The sequence below is a fragment of the Paraburkholderia sp. AV2 genome, assembly GCF_054968425.1.
Genome location: NZ_JBANLK010000021.1, coordinates 33,563 through 48,333 on the forward strand (window position 1 = coordinate 33,563; position 14,771 = coordinate 48,333).

The window sequence follows — 14,771 nt, forward strand, 5'->3', positions numbered from 1 at the left end:
TTCGCGAGCCAATTCACACGCCGCCGATGAGCGATTCCCCCCCTACCCCGTTCCGCGTCGCCGCGCTGCAGATGATCAGCACGCCCGAGCGCGAACGCAATCTGGCCGACGCCGGGCGCCTGATCGCCGAAGCGGCCGCGGCCGGCGCGCGCCTCGTGTTACTGCCCGAATATTTCTGCTTCATGGGCCACAAGGACAGCGACAAGCTCGCGGTCCGCGAGCCCTACGGCGATGGGCCAATCCAGCGGTTTCTCGCCGAGGCCGCGCTGAAAAACAAGGTGTGGATCATCGGCGGCACGCTGCCCTTGCTCGTGCCCGACCCGGCGCCGGAGGAAAACCGCGTGCTGAACACGACGCTCGTGTTCGACACGCGCGGCGAGGAAGTCGCGCGCTACGACAAGATTCACCTGTTCAACTTCGAGAAAGACGCGGAGTCGTTCGACGAGGCCCGCACGATCCGGCCCGGCGCCGAGGTGCGCACCTTCGAGGCCCCGTTTGGCCGCGTCGGCCTGTCGGTCTGCTACGATCTGCGCTTTCCCGAGCTGTACCGCCGCATGGGCGACTGCGCGCTGATGGTCGTGCCGTCCGCCTTCACGTACACCACGGGACGCGCGCACTGGCAAACGCTGCTGCGCGCCCGCGCCATCGAAAACCAGTGCTACGTGCTGGCCGCCGCGCAAGGCGGGCAGCACGAGAACGGCCGCCGCACCTGGGGCCACAGCATGCTGATCGACCCATGGGGCGAAGTGCTGGACGTGCTCGACGAGGGTCCCGGCATCGTGGCCGGCGACATCGACCTCGAGCGCATCGCCGCCGTGCGTGCGAGTTTGCCCGCATGGCGGCATCGCGTCCTCGACTGCAACTGAGCGCAACCGGGCAGCGCAACGGCTTGATAAAACCGCTCGCCGCCCGAATTTACCGAAACAGATCCTCCCTATTGCACGCATGAACATCATCGAACCCGGCATCCGCAATCTGGCGACCGCGAAGGACGTGCTCCTCACGCCCTACGGCCTCGACGAGGCAGTGCTCACGCGCACGCTCGGCGAGATCTTCACCCACCGCGTCGATTACGCCGACCTCTACTTCCAGGCCACGCGCAGCGAAGCCTGGAGCCTCGAAGAAGGCATCGTCAAATCGGGCAGCTTCAGCATCGACCAGGGTGTCGGCGTGCGCGCCGTCTCCGGCGAGCGCACGGCGTTCGCGTACTCGGACGATCTCTCGCCCGAAGCGATCCGCCAGGCGGCCCTCGCCACGCGCTCGATCGCGAAGGCAGGCGGCGGCAAGCAGAAGATCAAGGTGGCCGGCGCTTTCAAGGGCATCGCAGGCCGCGACCTGTACCTGCCGTCCGATCCGCTGGGCTCGCTCGACGCCACCGAAAAGGTCAAGCTGCTCGAGCGCATCGAGCAGATGGCCAAGGGCCGCGACCCGCGCATTACCCAGGTGATGGCGGCGCTCGCCGGTGAATACGACGTCGTGCTCGTGGCGCGCAGCGACGGCGCCCTCGCGGCGGATATCCGCCCGCTCGTGCGCGTTTCCGTCACGGTGATCGCCGAGCAGAACGGCCGCCGCGAAATCGGCAACGGCGGCGGCGGCGGACGCTACGACTACGGCTACTTCACCGACGACATCCTCTCCAAGTACGTCGACGACGCCGTGCATAGCGCGCTCGTCAATCTGGAGGCGCGCCCGGCTCCGGCCGGCGCGATGACCGTGGTGCTCGGGCCGGGCTGGCCCGGCGTGCTGCTGCACGAAGCGATCGGCCATGGGCTGGAAGGCGACTTCAACCGCAAGGGTTCGTCGGCGTTCGCGGGGCGCATTGGCGAGCAGGTGGCCGCGAAGGGTGTCACGGTCGTGGACGACGGTACGCTGCCCAATCGCCGCGGGTCGCTCAACATCGACGACGAAGGCAACGCCACGCAGTGCACGACGCTGATCGAGGACGGCATTCTCAAGGGCTACATTCAGGACTCGCTCAACGCGCGCCTCATGAAGATGCCGGTAACCGGCAATGCGCGCCGCGAGTCCTATGCCGCCCTGCCGATGCCGCGCATGACCAACACCTACATGCTGAACGGCGACAAGGATCCGCGGGAGATCATCGCTTCGGTGAAGAACGGTCTCTACGCCGTCAACTTCGGCGGCGGCCAGGTCGACATCACGAACGGCAAGTTCGTGTTCTCGGCCTCCGAGGCCTACATGATCGAGAACGGCAAGATCACGTATCCGGTCAAGGGCGCCACGCTGATCGGCAGCGGCCCAGAGTCGCTCAAGTACGTGAACATGATCGGCAACGACATGAGGCTCGACTCCGGAGTGGGCGTATGCGGGAAAGAGGGGCAGAGCGTGCCGGTGGGCGTCGGCCAGCCTACGCTGCGCATCGACCGGATGACGGTGGGCGGCACGGTCTGATTTCACGCGCGCCGATGCGGAAATCCCGCACCGGCGCGCAGGATTTCTGCGCTTGATCGAGATATTGCGCGGATGTTGCGCATTTTTGCAGCGCAGCGCTTGCCAGCGCGAGCTTGCCCGGGTTATAAAGGCAATCACCCTTTTCGACGAACTTCACGTTCCAGAACGCATTTCACTGTCGCTTTCGCCATGACCGCCACGAAGTTTTACTTTTACTTCTTTTGGTATCTCAGACCGCTGGCGGATCGAGAGGGTTGACAGTACGCGCAGAACCCCGAATACACGAGAAACCGCCAGCAAGCCTGGCGGTTTTTTTTCGTCCTTTCGCCCCACACCCACGAGCCGCAATTTTCATCTAACCGCTTTTTGAGGCACCGTCCGCGCCGCCACCGTTGATCGACGCCGACACGCTACACACAGGATCAGGAGAAAACGACCATGCCCCCGCACAACACCGACGATGTCCGCATCCGGGAACTGAAAGAACTCACGCCGCCCGCACACCTGATCCGCGAATTCCCGTGCTCCGAGGCCGCCTCGACCCTGATCTACGAAACGCGCCAGTCGCTGCACCGCATCCTGCACGGCATGGACGACCGCCTGATCGTGATCATCGGCCCGTGCTCGATCCACGACACCAAGGCAGCCGTCGAGTACGCGCAGAAGCTCCAGCCGATGCGCCAACGCTTCGCCGGCGAACTCGAAATCGTGATGCGCGTGTACTTCGAAAAACCGCGCACGACAGTGGGCTGGAAGGGCCTCATCAACGACCCGTACCTCGACAACAGCTTCATGATCAACGACGGTCTGCGCACCGCGCGAGAACTGCTCGTCGCTATCAACGAACTGGGCCTGCCCGCGGGCAGCGAATACCTCGACATGATCAGCCCGCAGTACATCGCCGACCTGATCTCGTGGGGTGCGATCGGCGCGCGCACGACCGAGTCGCAGGTGCACCGCGAGCTGGCCTCGGGCCTCTCGTGCCCGGTGGGCTTCAAGAACGGCACGGACGGCAACGTCAAGATCGCCGTCGACGCGATCAAGGCCGCATCGCAGCCGCACCATTTCCTCTCGGTGACGAAGGGCGGCCATTCGGCCATCGTCTCGACGGCCGGCAATGAGGACTGCCACGTGATCCTGCGCGGCGGCAAGGTGCCGAACTACGACGCGGACAGCGTGAATGCAGCGTGCGCCGACATCGGCAAAGCAGGCCTCGCCGCGCGCCTCATGATCGACGCGAGCCATGCGAACAGCTCGAAGAAGCACGAGAACCAGATTCCCGTGTGCGCCGATATCGGCCGCCAGATCGCCGCGGGCGACGAGCGCATCATCGGCGTGATGGTCGAGTCGCATCTCGTGGCGGGCCGCCAGGACCTCAAGGAAGGTTGCGCGCTCACCTACGGGCAGAGCATCACCGATGCCTGTATCGGTTGGGACGAAAGCGTGGGCGTGCTCGAAGGGCTGGCGGAAAGCGTCAAGCAGCGGCGCGTCGCGCGCGGCAGCGGTAACTGAGCGACAACTGGGCCGCATCGTTCGCGAATGCGGCAACCCCGGCGTCGCGCCGGGGTCTTGCTCCAGCTCGCCCGGCCATTGCGGCCGGGCGTTTCTACGTGGCGCTCAGTCGAGCATGCCCGAACCGAAGATCTCCGTGCGGATACGCTGCGGATCGACACCGCGTGCGACGAGCGCCTCGCGCTGCGCGCGCATGAATCCCACGGGGCCGCACAGGTAGTAGTCGGCGTCAGTTGGCAGCGCGGCGTCTTCGATGCGTCCAAGGTCCATGCGTCCCGCGTAGTCGTAATCGACGCCCGCACGATCGCTCGCCCCGACCTCCTCATAGAACACGGCGCTGCGCACGTTCGCGTGATCGCGGGCGACATCGCGCAGCCAGTCGCGAAACGCATGCACGCGTCCATTGCGGCACGCATGCACGAACGTCACGGGACGCGCGCTGCCCTCGGCCACGAGGGTTGCGAGCATCGACGCCATCGGCGTGATGCCGACGCCGCCGCTCATGAGCACGACAGGCGCTGCCGCCTTGCGGTCGAGCGTGAATTCGCCCATCGGCGCGCTCACGTGGACGATCGCGCCTTCCTCGACACCGTCGTGCATCAGGTTCGACACGTGGCCCGGGTCCACCTGCTCGCGGCCCGCCTCGCGCTTGACCGAGATGCGCAGCCAGCGGCCATGGGGAGCGTCCGAGAGGCTGTACTGGCGCGGCTGATCGACGCCAAGGCGATCGACGAAGCGCGTCACGCTCACGTACTGGCCCGGTTCGAAACCGCCGGCGGAAGCGCCATCGGCGGGCGCGAGATAGAACGACGTGATCTCGTCGCTCTCGATCTGCTTGCGAACCACCTTGAACGGCCGGAAGCCGCTCCAGGATGCGCCTTCGTACAGCGTCGCCTCCGCGCCGATCATGATCTGCGCGAGCTGGCCATAGGCTGCGGTCCATGCGTCGAGCGTCGGCTGATCGACAGCATCGCCGAGCACGTCGACCACGGCGCCGAGCAGATGGCGCCCCACGATCGGATAGTGCTCCGGGCGAATGTTCAGGCTCGCATGCTTGTGGGCGATGTGCGTGACTGCGCCGCCGAGCGCGCCCAGATTGTCGATATTCGCCGCGTACGCATACACCGCGCGGGCCAGCGTTTCGGGCTGGCTGCCGCTTTGCTGGTGCGTCTGGTTGAAGAGATTCTTCAGTTCGGGATGCGCATGGAACATCCGCTTGTAGAAGTGCTTCGTGATGGTGGCGCCATGTTCGGCAAAGACGGGGGCCGTGGCCTTGACGAGGGCCATCTGGTCGGCGGTAAGCACAGTCATTCGGGTTCTCCGGCTTAAAGATGCATCTACAATACATGTTTAAGTTCGAGTATACCCTGGTCATTTTGCCGCATGGGAATTCGCCGGCCATCCGGCTACTGGCGGCGACTTCCGACCGCGCGCGGCGACGCCCCTCAATCCGCCGAACTACCCCGGTCGGGACGCCAGTAAACGTCGTCGCCGCCATGCGCGCGATTGAGTACGCGCGCCAGCACGAAAAGCAGGTCAGACAACCGGTTCACATAGCGGCGCGGTGTCTGGGCCAGCGTTTCGCCCGCCGGTAACGAGGTTCCGAGGGCGACCACGGTCCGTTCCGCGCGCCTGCAAACGGTGCGGCACACATGCGCGAGCGCCGCCGCGCGCGAGCCGCCGGGCAGGATGAACTCCTTGAGCGGCGGCAGCGCGGCGTTGTAGTGAGTGAGCCAGCCGTCGAGCCGTGCCAGATGCGCATCCGTCACGACCGTGTGTCCCGGCATGCAGAGCTCGCCGCCCAGGTCGAAGAGGTCATGCTGGATCTCCGTGAGCGCGGCGCGCACATCGTCGGGCAGCGTCTCGCAAAGCAGCACGCCGATTTGCGAGTTCAGTTCGTCGACGTCGCCGATGGCCGCAATCCGCAAGTCGTCCTTGCGTACGCGGCTGCCGTCGCCTAGCCCTGTCGTGCCGTCGTCGCCAGTGCGCGTGACGATTTTGCTGAGCCGATTGCCCATGATGTGTTCTCCGAAAGCGAGTCCGCGCGCACCGCACGCGCCTTGCCGGCATTATAGATTTGACGCGGCGCAGCAAACCCGGCATGCCGGCAGGGGCACCATCGTTCAGCGTAAAATGAACCGCAGAAGCAACGTACAGGCAAGACATGCCTCGATGAAGGAGACGCCATTGAATCACCCCGCGCCGCCGGCCACCGCACGCCGCCCGTTCCCCGCCGATCTCCTCGACCAGTTGCGCAGTGCGTTCGGCGACCGTGTTTCCACGTCCGAAGCCGTGCGCGCCCATCATGGCCGCGACGAGTCGCGCTTCGACCCGCAATTGCCTGACGCCGTCGTGTTCGCGCAAAGCACCGGGGAAGTCCAGGCCATCGTGAAGCTGTGCGCGCAATACGGCGTGCCGATCATTCCGTACGGCAATGGATCGTCGCTCGAAGGCCATCTGCTGGCCGTGCAGGGCGGCGTTTCGATCGACCTCTCGCAGATGAACCGCGTGCTGTCGATCAACGCGGAAGACCTCACCGTCACCGTCGAACCCGGCATCTCGCGCAAGGCGCTGAACGAGGCGCTGCGCGACACGGGCCTCTTCTTCCCGATCGATCCGGGCGCGGACGCGAGCATCGGCGGCATGTCGGCAACGCGCGCCTCCGGCACCAACGCCGTGCGCTACGGCACGATGCGCGAGAACGTGCTCGGGCTTACCGCCGTGCTGGCCGACGGACGCGTCATCAAGACCGGTACGCGCGCACGCAAGTCGTCGGCGGGCTACGACCTCACGCGCCTCTTCGTGGGGTCCGAAGGTACGCTCGGCGTCATTACCGGAATCACCTTGCGCCTCTATCCCCAGCCGGAAGCGGTATCGGCCGCGGTCTGCGCGTTTCCTTCGATGGTCGAGGCCGTGCGCACCGTGATCGAGACGATCCAGGTAGGTGTGCCGATCGCGCGCGTGGAGTTCATCGATTCGCTCGCCGTGCGCGCCATCAACCGCCATTCGAACCTCACGCTGCGCGAGGCGCCCACGCTCTTCTTCGAATTCCATGGCACGCCCGCGAGCGTCGAGGAACAGGCGCAGCTCGTGCAGGAACTCGCCGCGCAGAACGGCGGCGAAGGCTTCGAATGGGCAACGCGCCCCGAAGACCGCAGCCGTCTGTGGAACGCGCGTCACAGCGCGTACTTCGCCATGCTGCAACTGCGGCCTGGCTGCCGCGCGGTGACGACCGACGTCTGCGTGCCCATTTCGCGGCTTGCCGAGTGCGTGGTGGAAACGGAAACCGACCTGAAGGCGTCGCCGCTGCCCTGCCCGATCGTCGGCCACGTGGGCGACGGCAACTTCCACGTCGCGATGCTGATCGACGCGGACAATCCCGAGGAAATCGAAGAAGCGGAGCGCCTGAACCGCCGCATCGTCGAGCGCGCGCTCGCGATGGACGGCACCTGTACGGGCGAACACGGCGTGGGACTGCACAAAATGGGCTTCCTCGTGGACGAGCACGGCGCCGATACCGTCGACACGATGCGCGCGATCAAGCACGCGCTCGATCCGCACAACCTGATGAATCCGGGCAAAATCTTTTCGTGGGCGGCCTGAGCGCCCCGCGAACGCCACGCAGCGACAAGGCTTGCCCCTGAGAGGCGCCCCACGGCGCCAACGGAACAGCGCGAACCAACGGGAGGACACATGAATGCACCGGCCGAGGTGTCGCCGGAAGTGCTCGCGCAACGCCAGCGAGAAGTCGTGCAGGCCTTGATGGCGGTGCTGCCCGCGCATTGCCTGCTGCATCGGGAAGAAGACACCGTCGCCTATGAGTGCGACGGGCTTGCCGCCTACCGTCGCCTGCCGCTCGCGGTCGCGCTGCCGGAAACCGAGTCGCAGGTGCAGCGCATCGTGCAGATCTGCCGCCGCCTCGACGTGCCCATCGTGCCGCGCGGCGCGGGGACGGGCCTTTCCGGCGGCGCCATGCCGATCCGGCACGGCATCGTGCTTTCGCTTGCGCGGTTTCGCCGGATACTCGAAGTCGACCCCTACGCGCGCACGGCGACCGTTCAGCCCGGCGTGCGCAATCTCGCGGTCTCCGAAGCCGCCGCACCTTACGGCCTCTACTACGCCCCCGACCCCTCCTCGCAGATCGCCTGCACGATCGGCGGCAACGTTTCCGAGAACTCGGGCGGCGTGCATTGCCTCAAGTACGGCCTCACCGTGCATAACGTCCTGCGCGTGCGCGCGGTCACGATGGACGGCGAGATCGTCGAATTCGGCTCGCTCGCGCCCGATGCGCCGGGTCTGGACCTGCTCGCCGTCATGATCGGCAGCGAGGGCATGTTCGCGATCGTGACCGAGGTCACCGTCAAGCTGATCCCGCGGCCGCAGACCGCACAGGTCATCATGGCGAGCTTCGACGACGTCGTGAAGGGCGGCGACGCCGTAGCCGGCATCGTCGCGGCGGGCATCATTCCGGCCGGCCTCGAAATGATGGACAAGCCGGCCACGCGAGCCGTGGAAGAGTTCGTGAAAGCGGGCTACGACATCGACGCCGCCGCGATCCTGCTGTGCGAATCCGACGGCACACCCGAGGAAGTGGCCGACGAAATCGCACGCACCGTACTCGTGCTGCGCGAGCATGGCGCCACACGCATCCAGATCTCGCGCAGCGAGGAAGAGCGGCTTCGCTTCTGGTCCGGGCGCAAGAACGCGTTTCCGGCAGCGGGCCGTATCTCTCCCGACTACTACTGCATGGACGGCACCGTGCCGCGCCGCAGCATTGGCCCGCTGCTGGCGCGCATCCACGACATGGAAGCGCAGTACCGCTTGCGCTGCATTAACGTGTTCCACGCCGGAGACGGCAACATGCACCCGCTCATTCTCTTCAACGGCAACGACCTCGACGAGTGGCACCGCGCCGAGGCCTTCGGCGCCGACATTCTCGAAACCTGCGTCGAGTTGGGCGGCACCGTGACCGGAGAACACGGCGTAGGCATCGAGAAGATCAACTCGATGTGCGTGCAGTTCTCGCCGCAGGAGCGCGACGCGTTCCACGCGGTCAAGCGCGCGTTCGATCCGTCCGGCCTGCTCAACCCCGACAAGGGCATCCCCACCCGGGCCCGCTGTGCGGAGTACGGCAGGATGCACGTGCGCGGGAACCTGTTGCCGCATCCCGAGCTGCCGCGCTTCTAGGCCCGCTTCGAGGTCCACGCACGATGCGGGTCCGCTCCGGGTTGCCAGCACGGGACCGGCCGGTACAATCGAACGAACGACAACGACAATCACGCCATGGAAGAGGACGACATCGTCGCCGTCTGGTCGGACCGCGTACGCGCGGCGAGTGCCGATGGCCGCCCACTGCGCATACGCGGCGGCGGCACGAAGGACTGGTACGGACAGACACTCGAGGGAGCCATTCTCGATACCCGTGTGCACCGGGGCATCGTCGCCTATGACCCGGCCGAGCTCGTGATCACGGCGCGCGCCGGTACGCCGCTCACGGAAATCGAAGCGGCCCTCGCGGCGCACGACCAGATGCTGCCTTTCGAGCCGCCCCACTTCGGTACCCAGGCCACGCTCGGCGGGTGCATCGCGGCGGGCATCGCCGGACCGCGTCGGGCGTTCGCGGGCGCGGCGCGCGACTTCGTGCTGGGCGCGGTCATCATGAACGGGCATGGCGAAGTGCTGCACTTCGGCGGCCAGGTCGTGAAGAACGTGGCTGGCTATGACGTCTCGCGCCTGCTCGCGGGTTCGCTCGGCACGCTCGGGCTGATCCTCGAACTCTCGATCAAGGTCCTGCCGGCGCCGCAGTCCGAAACAACGCTCAAGTTCGACATGAACGGCACCGACGCCGTGCGCAAGCTCAACGAATGGGGCGGCCGTCCGCTCCCCATGACGGCGAGCGCGTGGCGCAACGGCACGCTCGCCGTGCGGCTCGCGGGCGCGGAAGCCGCCGTGAAAGCCGCGCGCGCGGCACTGGGCGGCGAAGTGGTCGACGCGGTGGAGGCCGAACGCTTCTGGGCCGGCCTGCGCGAGCAGACCGATCCGTTCTTCGCGGCCATCGCACCGGATGCCGCGCTCTGGCGCCTCGCCCTGCCCTCGATCGCCGAACCGCTGCAATTGCCCGGCGTGCAGTTGATGGAATGGGGCGGCTCCCAGCGCTGGTGGATCACCGAAACCGACGCGCAAACCGTGCGCATCACGGCCAAGCAGGCGGGCGGCCACGCAACAATGTTCCGCACGGGCCACGCGTACGACCGCAGCGCTGGCGTGTTCACGCCGTTGCCGGCGCCGCTCATGAAGATCCACCGCGGCCTGAAGGCCGCGTTCGACCCGGCCCGCATCTTCAATCGCGGCCGCCTGTACTCCGATTTTTGATATCACCGGCACGCGGCAATGCAGACGAATCTCGCGGATTTCATCCGGAACACGGCGGACGGCGACGAGGCCGACGCGATCCTGCGCAAATGCGTGCACTGCGGCTTCTGCACGGCGACCTGCCCAACCTACCAGTTGCTCGGCGACGAACTGGACGGCCCGCGCGGGCGCATCTATCTGATCAAGCAGATGGTGGAAGGCGCGGCCGTGACGAAGAGCACGCTCACGCATCTGGATCGCTGCCTTACCTGCCGCAGTTGCGAAACGACCTGCCCCTCGGGCGTACAGTACGGACGGCTCGTCGAGATCGGCCGCAAGCATGCCGAAGAGACGGTGCCGCGGCCGCTGCGCCAACGGATCGTGCGGCGCCTCCTCGCCAGCTTTCTGCCGCGGCGCGCGCTGTTTTCGCCGGCCATGCGCATTGGCCAGCAGATCCGCCCGCTTCTGCCGCGCCGCCTGCGCGACAAGGTGCCGGTACGCCAGCGCGTGCTCGCCTGGCCGACCGCGAAGCATGCGCGCAAGATGCTGATGCTCGCGGGCTGCGTGCAGCCTTCGATGATGCCGAACATCAACGTGGCCACGGCGCGCGTGCTCGACGCGCTCGGCATCGAAACCGTGGTCGCGCCGCAGGCCGGCTGCTGTGGCGCGATCCGTTTGCACATGGGCTACGTGGAAGAGGCGCTCGACGACGTGCGCGCCAACGTGGACGCCTGGTGGCCCTACGTCGAAGCGGGTGTGGAAGCGATCGTGATGAACGCCTCGGGATGCGGCGCGACGGTGAAAGAGTACGCGCACCTGCTGCGCAACGATCCCGCCTACGCCGACAAGGCGCGGCGCATCGCCGAGCTGACGCGCGACCTCTCTGAGATCCTGCCCGAGTTCGAAGAGGAACTCGTGGCAGCCGCGCGCCGGCGCGGCATCCAGACCGTGGCGTGGCATCCGCCCTGCACGCTCCAGCACGGCCAGCAACTGCGCGGCGGCGTGGAAAAGGTGCTGGGCGCGCTGGGCCTCGACGTGCGCGTGCCTGCGGACAGCCATCTGTGCTGCGGCTCGGCCGGCACGTATTCGATCACGCAGCCGCGCCTTTCCTACGCGCTGCGCAACCAGAAGGTCGACCGCCTGAAGGCGCTCGAACCGCAACTCATCGTCTCGGCGAACATCGGCTGCATTGCGCACCTGCAGAGCGGCACGACGATTCCGGTCACACACTGGATCGAGCTGGTGGAGCATATGCTGGCGGCGAACTGAGCGCAGGGAATCGAACACGGTCCGAGCGTAGCGCGTCGCGCAGCACGCAAAAAGCCGGCCGTTCGGCCTATATTTCGCGTCTGGCCCAGTCCGTATAATTGCCCACATTCATTGCCTGGTTCGCTCTGGTTCGTTTCAACGGCCGCCGCGCCAACAAGGTGGCCGCCCCAATCCGATGACCGATCTCACTCACAACCTCGAAGCCGTCCGCCAGCGTATCGCCGCCGCCGCCCGCAACGCCGGGCGCGAGCCGGATTCGGTCGAGCTGCTCGCAGTCTCGAAGACATTCCCCGCGGAAGACGTGCGAGCCGCGCATACGGCCGGCCAGCGTGCATTCGGCGAAAACTACGTGCAGGAAGCGGTGGACAAGATCGCGGCGCTGGCCGACCTGCGCGCCGGGCTCGAATGGCATTTCATCGGGCCTCTGCAATCGAACAAAACGCGCCTTGTGGCGGAACGCTTCGACTGGGTGCATTCGGTGGATCGCCTGAAGATCGCGCAGCGCCTCTCGGAGCAGCGGCCCGCTGGCATGGCGCCGCTCAACGTCTGCCTGCAGGTGAACGTGAGCAGCGAAGCCACCAAGAGCGGCGTCGCGCCACAAGAGGCAGCGCAGGTCGCTCACGCGATCGCCGCGCTGCCCAATCTGCGGCTGCGGGGCTTGATGTCGATCCCGGAACCCGAACCCACGCTTGAAGCGCAGCGCGCGCCGCACCGGCAACTACGCGAACTGTTCGATGCGCTGCGCGCCGACGGGCTTGCGCTGGACACCTTGTCGATGGGCATGTCGGCCGACCTGGAAGCCGCCGTGCTCGAAGGCGCGACCATCGTGCGGATCGGTACCGCGGTCTTCGGCGCGCGCGATTACTCTCACTGATCACTTTCCATCATCATGAAAATTGCCTTTATCGGCGGCGGCAACATGGCTGCCGCACTCATCGGCGGTCTGATCCGCAAGGGCGTGCCCGCCGCCAATCTGTACGCGATCGATCCGAACGAAGACGTCCGCAAGCGCAATACCGCGCAATTCGGCGTGCTCACCGGCGCGGCAGCCGACGCGACGCTCGCGCAGTACGACGCCGTGCTGCTCGCGGTCAAGCCGCAGATCGCCAAGACCGTGGCCGAGGGGCTCGCGCCGCATCTCGCGCCGCATCAGGTGGCGATCACCATCATGGCCGGGATCCGTATCGAAGACCTCTCGCGCTGGCTGGGCGGCCATGCGCGCATCGTCCGCACGATGCCCAACACGCCGGCGCTGATCGGCATGGGCGCAACCGGTCTCGTCGCGAGCGGCGGCGTCGACGCGGCAGGCCGCCAGCTCGCCTCCGACGTGCTCGGCGCGGTAGGGCAAACGGTGTGGTTCGACGACGAGTCGAAGATCGACGCGGTCACGGGCATCTCCGGCAGCGGCCCGGCCTACGTGTTCTATTTCATCGAGGCGCTGGAAGAGGCCGCGCGGCAGCTCGGCATGGACGAAAAGCAGGGGCGCGCGCTCGCCATCGCCACGTTCACCGGCGCGGCGCAGCTCGCGCTGCAATCGGAGGAACCGCCTTCGGTGCTGCGCGAGCGCGTGACCTCGAAGGGCGGCACGACGGCCGCCGCGCTGGCCTCGTTCGATGCGTCGGGGATCAAGGACGCGATCGTGCGCGGCGCGCTGGCCGCCGACGCACGTGCGAAGGAAATGGGCGAAGAATTCGGCAAGCAGTAAACAGGCCGACCCGGGCCGGCCGCGCGCCTCAAGTTCCCGCGAATGCGTAGTGCGCGGCAATCCCCGCGAACAGCACGCCGCCCAGCCAGTTGTTATGGCGAAACGCGGCGAAGCACGGCATCCGTTCGCGGCCCTTGATGAGGGTGTAGTGATAGACGGCGCAGCCCGCCGCCGCGGCCCAGCCGATCCAGTAGAGCAGCCCGAAGCCGAGCGCGATGCCGATCCAGACGTAGATGCCGAGCGTCACGGCGTAACAGAGCATGATGGCGAGCACGTCGAAGCGGCCGAACGTCAGGGCGGAGGTGCGAATGCCGATCTTGATGTCGTCGTCGCGGTCGACCATCGCGTACTCGGTGTCGTAGGCCACCGACCAGAACACGTTCGCCAGCAGCATGATCCAGCCGAGAGTCGGTACGTGATCCTGCACGGCGGCGAAAGCCATCGGAATACCGAAGCCGAACGCGATGCCCAGGTAGGCCTGGGGAATGGCGAAAAACCGCTTCGTGAACGGATACGACGCGGCCACGAACAGCGCCACGACCGAAAGCTGCTTTGTCAGCGTATTGAGCGGCAGGATGAGCAGGAACGAGACGAACGCGAGCCCGACTGCGATCACCACCGCTTCCCATGCGTGTATGCGGCCCGAAGTGATCGGCCGCTCCGCGGTGCGCTTCACGTAGCGGTCGAAATCGCGGTCCGCGTAGTCGTTCATCGCGCAGCCCGCCGAGCGCATCAGCACGGTGCCCACCGCGAAGATCAGGATCAGCGGAAGCGGCGGACGACCGTTCGAGGCAATCCAGAGCGCGTTGAGCGTGGGCCACAGCAGCAGCAGGCTGCCGATCGGCTTGTCCATGCGGACAAGCCGCAGATAGAGCGGGAGTCGGGCGAACATGATCGTGGCGGGAAAAACGATGCCGCTATTGTAGGTCAGCGCGGCCGCCCGCCGTCGCCTCGCGCACGAACCCGCGCCCGCGCGAATGCTGCCTGAGCCCTTAAGCCAGCATCGAGCGCAGCATCCACGCCGTCTTTTCGTGTGTCTGCATGCGCTGCGTGAGCAGGTCGGCGGTCGGCTCGTCGTGGGCCGCCTCGGTCGCCGGGAAAATGGCGCGCGCAGTACGCACCACGGCTTCCTGGCCTTCCACGAGCTGGCGGATCATCTCTTCGGCCGTCGGCACGCCGTCCGCTTCCGGGATCGACGAGAGCTTCGCGAACTCCTTGTAGCTACCCGGCGCGGCCACGCCCAGCGCGCGAATGCGCTCGGCGATCGCATCGACCGCGGTGGCCAGTTCGGTGTACTGCGTCTCGAACATCAGGTGGAGCGTGTTGAACATCGGCCCCGTGACGTTCCAGTGGAAATTGTGGGTCTTCAGGTAGAGCGTGTAAGTGTCCGCGAGCAGGCGCGACAGGCCTTCCGCGATCTTCTTGCGATCCTTGTCGCTGATACCGATATTCACGTGCTGCACGATTGCTTTCCTGGCCATGACGACTCCTTGTTGGTAGTGTGACGAACCTTGGGAACCCT

13 protein-coding genes are annotated in these 14,771 nt (G+C 66.5%); 9 read left to right on the forward strand and 4 right to left on the reverse strand.

Annotated elements, in window-relative coordinates; genetic code table 11:
* Positions 1–26: 26 nt before the first annotated feature.
* The 3 genes from V8683_RS16250 (at position 27) to aroG (ending at position 3,924) form a co-directional block, all read left to right on the forward strand.
* Entirely contained in the window at positions 27–866 is an 840-nt protein-coding gene (locus V8683_RS16250; protein ID WP_411186972.1) for a carbon-nitrogen hydrolase family protein, read from the forward strand.
* Positions 867–945: 79 nt separating this feature from the next.
* On the forward strand, positions 946–2,412 hold the full coding sequence (tldD, locus tag V8683_RS16255; protein WP_411186974.1) for a metalloprotease TldD: 1,467 nt from the start codon (positions 946–948) through the stop codon (positions 2,410–2,412).
* A gap of 438 nt (positions 2,413–2,850) precedes the next feature.
* On the forward strand, positions 2,851–3,924 hold the full coding sequence (gene aroG, locus V8683_RS16260) for a 3-deoxy-7-phosphoheptulonate synthase AroG (RefSeq protein WP_411186976.1): 1,074 nt from the start codon (positions 2,851–2,853) through the stop codon (positions 3,922–3,924).
* Positions 3,925–4,029: 105 nt separating this feature from the next.
* On the opposite strand, the gene hmpA is transcribed toward aroG, so the two are convergent.
* Positions 4,030–5,268: an NO-inducible flavohemoprotein gene (hmpA, locus tag V8683_RS16265; protein ID WP_411190440.1), complete on the reverse strand. Its 1,239-nt coding sequence runs from the start codon at positions 5,266–5,268 to the stop codon at positions 4,030–4,032.
* A gap of 101 nt (positions 5,269–5,369) precedes the next feature.
* On the reverse strand, positions 5,370–5,942 hold the full coding sequence (locus V8683_RS16270) for a cob(I)yrinic acid a,c-diamide adenosyltransferase (RefSeq protein WP_411186978.1): 573 nt from the start codon (positions 5,940–5,942) through the stop codon (positions 5,370–5,372).
* Positions 5,943–6,111: 169 nt separating this feature from the next.
* On the opposite strand from V8683_RS16270, the gene V8683_RS16275 reads away from it, so the two are divergent.
* From V8683_RS16275 to proC, 6 genes are all read left to right on the forward strand, one after another.
* Positions 6,112–7,527: an FAD-binding oxidoreductase gene (locus V8683_RS16275; protein ID WP_411186980.1), complete on the forward strand. Its 1,416-nt coding sequence runs from the start codon at positions 6,112–6,114 to the stop codon at positions 7,525–7,527.
* A 90-nt stretch (positions 7,528–7,617) separates the two neighbouring features.
* The gene (locus tag V8683_RS16280; RefSeq protein ID WP_411186982.1) at positions 7,618–9,111 is read left to right on the forward strand and encodes an FAD-linked oxidase C-terminal domain-containing protein; all 1,494 of its coding nucleotides are present in this window, start codon (positions 7,618–7,620) and stop codon (positions 9,109–9,111) included.
* 96 nt (positions 9,112–9,207) lie between these two features.
* Entirely contained in the window at positions 9,208–10,296 is a 1,089-nt protein-coding gene (gene glcE, locus V8683_RS16285) for a glycolate oxidase subunit GlcE (protein ID WP_411186984.1), read from the forward strand.
* Between the two features lie 18 nt (positions 10,297–10,314).
* Positions 10,315–11,544, forward strand: a complete 1,230-nt coding sequence (glcF, locus tag V8683_RS16290; RefSeq protein WP_411186986.1) for a glycolate oxidase subunit GlcF — start codon at positions 10,315–10,317, stop codon at positions 11,542–11,544.
* Positions 11,545–11,719: 175 nt separating this feature from the next.
* Positions 11,720–12,418, forward strand: coding sequence for a YggS family pyridoxal phosphate-dependent enzyme (locus V8683_RS16295; RefSeq protein ID WP_411186988.1), 699 nt, complete (start codon positions 11,720–11,722; stop codon positions 12,416–12,418).
* A gap of 15 nt (positions 12,419–12,433) precedes the next feature.
* Complete coding sequence (gene proC, locus V8683_RS16300; RefSeq protein WP_411186990.1) at positions 12,434–13,249, forward strand: pyrroline-5-carboxylate reductase; 816 nt, start codon at positions 12,434–12,436, stop codon at positions 13,247–13,249.
* A 28-nt stretch (positions 13,250–13,277) separates the two neighbouring features.
* Here proC and ubiA read toward each other — a convergent pair whose 3' ends face one another.
* Both ubiA and V8683_RS16310 read right to left on the reverse strand, forming a co-directional pair.
* Entirely contained in the window at positions 13,278–14,141 is an 864-nt protein-coding gene (ubiA, locus tag V8683_RS16305; protein WP_411186992.1) for a 4-hydroxybenzoate octaprenyltransferase, read from the reverse strand.
* A 100-nt stretch (positions 14,142–14,241) separates the two neighbouring features.
* A complete protein-coding gene (locus V8683_RS16310; protein WP_411186994.1) occupies positions 14,242–14,730 on the reverse strand; it encodes a Dps family protein in 489 nt (162 codons plus the stop codon).
* Positions 14,731–14,771 lie beyond the last annotated feature (41 nt).

Excerpts from the sequence above, each read along its gene's own strand:
- V8683_RS16295 (WP_411186988.1), top strand. The coding sequence starts at position 11,720 with ATGACCGATCTCACTCACAACCTCGAAGCCGTCCGCCAGCGTATCGCC.
- V8683_RS16250 (WP_411186972.1), top strand. The coding sequence starts at position 27 with ATGAGCGATTCCCCCCCTACCCCGTTCCGCGTCGCCGCGCTGCAGATG.
- V8683_RS16280 (WP_411186982.1), top strand. The coding sequence starts at position 7,618 with ATGAATGCACCGGCCGAGGTGTCGCCGGAAGTGCTCGCGCAACGCCAG.
- tldD (WP_411186974.1), top strand. The coding sequence starts at position 946 with ATGAACATCATCGAACCCGGCATCCGCAATCTGGCGACCGCGAAGGAC.
- aroG (WP_411186976.1), top strand. The coding sequence starts at position 2,851 with ATGCCCCCGCACAACACCGACGATGTCCGCATCCGGGAACTGAAAGAA.
- ubiA (WP_411186992.1), bottom strand. The coding sequence starts at position 14,141 with ATGTTCGCCCGACTCCCGCTCTATCTGCGGCTTGTCCGCATGGACAAG.
- V8683_RS16270 (WP_411186978.1), bottom strand. The coding sequence starts at position 5,942 with ATGGGCAATCGGCTCAGCAAAATCGTCACGCGCACTGGCGACGACGGC.
- proC (WP_411186990.1), top strand. The coding sequence starts at position 12,434 with ATGAAAATTGCCTTTATCGGCGGCGGCAACATGGCTGCCGCACTCATC.
- glcF (WP_411186986.1), top strand. The coding sequence starts at position 10,315 with ATGCAGACGAATCTCGCGGATTTCATCCGGAACACGGCGGACGGCGAC.
- V8683_RS16310 (WP_411186994.1), bottom strand. The coding sequence starts at position 14,730 with ATGGCCAGGAAAGCAATCGTGCAGCACGTGAATATCGGTATCAGCGAC.
- glcE (WP_411186984.1), top strand. The coding sequence starts at position 9,208 with ATGGAAGAGGACGACATCGTCGCCGTCTGGTCGGACCGCGTACGCGCG.